The sequence below is a fragment of the Streptomyces sp. NRRL S-31 genome (assembly GCF_000718775.1).
In the GTDB taxonomy this organism is placed as follows: Bacteria; Actinomycetota; Actinomycetes; order Streptomycetales; family Streptomycetaceae; genus Streptomyces.
This window is the reverse complement of sequence record NZ_JOCB01000207.1, coordinates 1-2,086: the sequence shown is the minus strand read 5'-3', so window position 1 is coordinate 2,086 and position 2,086 is coordinate 1. Positions and strand designations below refer to the sequence as shown.

Here is a 2,086-nt window from a genome sequence, read left to right as displayed (position 1 = left end):
CGCCAGGGGCGTCGCTCCCGGCGGGCCGCGGCCCGGTTCCGTGGGCGGGCCGGGTGCCGGTTCGGCCGGGCGGCCGGGCGGCCCGGTGCCGGGCGCCGCCCCCGTGCCGAACTCCAGCGCGAACCGCACGGGTTCCGGCTGGCCCGTGGTGCCGCCGCCGGACCTGAACCTGCCGCCGCGGCCGGCCCCGAAGGCGTCGCTCACCGACGTGGTGCCCAAGCGCACGCTGGTGGTCGTCGTCGCGGTGGTCGTGCTCGCGGTCCTCGGGACCGTGCTGGCCATCGCCCTGAGCGGCGACGACGGCGACGGCAAGGACAGCGGGGCCAAGGCCGCCATCGGCGCGAGCGCGTCCGCCGAGCGGGACGCGAAGAGCGGCGACACGGCGACCGGGGCGCGGACGGACGGCGCGGGCGTGGCGTCCACCGCCACCGGTGCCGCCTCGCACACCGCGCCGGAACCCGACACCGTCCGGTCCGCCGAGGCCACCGACGACACGGGCGCGTCCGCCTCCTCGGACGCCGGGGACGGCGGCAGCGCGCCGGCCGAGTCCACCCGCAAGGGCGGCCAGGGCTACTCCATCGGGCTGCCCGAGGGCTGGAAGTACCGGTCCGCCGGGACCGCCGGCGACCGCTACACCGGCCCCCGCGGGCAGAAGCTGCTCGTCGCCTGGACCGGCACGCCCAAGGGCGACCCGGTGGCGGACTGGAAGAACCAGGAGCGGTACATGGTGCGCGAGCAGTACCGCAAGGTCCGCATCGAGAAGGTGGGTTACCGCGGCTGGAACACCGCCGACTGGGAGTTCACCTACCGCGAGGACGGCACCCGCTACCGCACCATCGACCGGGGCTTCGTGGTGAACGGCCACCTCGGTTACGCGCTGATGTACACCGCGAAGGACGCCGACTGGCACGGCGACCTGCGCGAGGACACCTGGAAGACGTTGACGAAAACCTTCGAACCCAAGTCGTGACCCCCGCGCGCCCGTTTGGTACGTGAGAATCCGTCATCCTCTCCGTGCGGGTTGCCTCCGGCACGTATCGTGAAGGGTCGCGGACCGTACGCAGCCGCATGCGTGTGCGACACGGGTCGTGGTACGAGCGGAAGTGACCAACCGGGCGGCCGGGGGAGGAAAAGTGGACGACTACGCGGGCCGGGTGCTCGCCGACCGCTACCGCCTGCCACTGCCGCCGGCCGACGCCTACGAACTCACCGAGACCCGCGCCTTCGACACCTACAGCGGTCAGGAAGTGCTCATCCGGCAGGTGCCGCTGCCGGAGGTCGTCGAGGCGGAGGTGCTCGACGCGGAGGGACTGCCCGAGGGGTTCACCGCGCGTGCGCGCCCGTCCCGCCGGGCCCCGGAGAGCAGGGCCGCCACCCGGCGTCCCGCCGACCCGGCGGTGCGGCGCGCCGTCGAGGCCGCGCAGGCGGCGGCCGGCATCCCCGACCACCCCCGTCTGGACCAGGTCTTCGACGTGTTCGCCGAGGGCGGGTCCCTGTGGATCGTCAGCGAGCTGGTGCCCGCGCGTCCGCTGGCCGCCCTGGTCACCGAGAACCCGTTGACGCCGTACCGGGCGGCCGAGGTCGCCTCCGACGTGCTCATGGCGCTCCGGGTGCTGCACGCCCACGGCTGGGTCCACCGCAACATCACCCTGCGCACGGTCCTGGTCTGCGACGACGGCCGGGTGATGCTGACCGGCCTGGCGGCCGGCGCGGCGGAGGAGGCGCTCTGCGGGTACGACCCGGTGCCGGCGCCCGACGGCCCGGACGGGGGCGCTGAGCCGCTGCCCGGTGCCGTGCCGGGCCCCGCAAGCGGTCCGACGGGAACGGCCCTGCCCGGCGGCCCGGCCGGACAGGCGGCGGGAACGATGCGAACGGGTGCGGGCGGAGGTGTTCCACCGGGCCGCGGTGCCGGCGCGGGCGGCGGGGCTCCGGCCGGTTCCGGCGGCCCGGCGGACGTCGATCCCGAGGCCGCGCGGCGGGCCGCCATCCAGGCGCGGGCGGCCGGAGGGCTGCCGGCACCGGGCGCGGACGAGGCGTCCGGCCCGGCGGGCCCGCCCGTCCCGGAAACCGGCTCGGACATCAGGGC

Annotated in this window: 1 protein-coding gene and 1 pseudogene; both read left to right on the top strand. The window is 76.2% G+C overall.

Annotated features, from left to right (window positions below):
- Positions 1-970 (top strand): annotated as a pseudogene (locus IF37_RS0138150) (serine/threonine protein kinase); the annotation flags it as partial.
- A 163-nt stretch (positions 971-1,133) separates the two neighbouring features.
- A partial coding sequence (locus IF37_RS0138145; RefSeq protein ID WP_030754236.1) for a protein kinase occupies positions 1,134-2,086 on the top strand: 953 nt, incomplete at its 3' end.